This window comes from Flammeovirga sp. OC4 (genome assembly GCF_000812565.1).
Taxonomy (GTDB): domain Bacteria; phylum Bacteroidota; class Bacteroidia; order Cytophagales; family Flammeovirgaceae; genus Flammeovirga.
Genome location: NZ_JTAM01000188.1, coordinates 1 through 610, shown reverse-complemented (window position 1 = coordinate 610; position 610 = coordinate 1). Strand labels below are relative to the sequence as shown.

Sequence of the window (610 nt, the reverse complement as noted above, 5' to 3'; positions counted from 1 at the left end):
AAAGTCAAAGATCTCTTGATTGATTTCCTTATTGTTCTTCATAACTAATTGGTATTAACTGGATAAGGAATCACTTTCAATTTAACACCTGCATTAACCGAAAGATCAACACGACTTGAATACTCAGAGAAAAGACCTTGGTCTACTCCAAGTTTTTTAAACAGGTCAGCATTTTGGTTTGTAATACCTTCCGTGAAAATATTCATGTACTGACCTTGTTGTCTTGCGAAGACATGTAGACTTTCGGATTTGTAAGTAATTTTGATGCAGACTCCTTTTTGTGCATCAGGTTCTTCTTGTGTAATCAATCCACGACGGATAAATAAGGCTCCGTGCTTGTTGCCGTAAATTCGAACGGCGGGTCTTTTGTGGTTCATAATTAGAGGGGTTAGTTCGTAAATAATCTAGCTGACTGCTGTACAGCTTTCTTTGTCGTTCAAGACTGGCAATCTGACGCCGTAACTCTTGAACCCTGCTTATGGAAGTTGAAATCTGAATATCCCAATTGGCTTCGTCCAAAGCTTTATCAATGCGGATGATTTCTTTTTGTTCTAGTGTCATGCCGTCAGTTTAAAAAGCCTCAACTGATTTAATTCATTCTCTAACTCAA

The 610-nt window shown here is 38.0% G+C and carries 1 protein-coding gene; it reads right to left on the bottom strand.

Going from position 1 to position 610, the window contains the following annotated elements:
* Positions 1 to 44: 44 nt before the first annotated feature.
* On the bottom strand, positions 45 to 377 hold the full coding sequence (locus PL77_RS29905) for a hypothetical protein (protein ID WP_044213749.1): 333 nt from the start codon (positions 375 to 377) through the stop codon (positions 45 to 47).
* Positions 378 to 610: the final 233 nt, after the last annotated feature.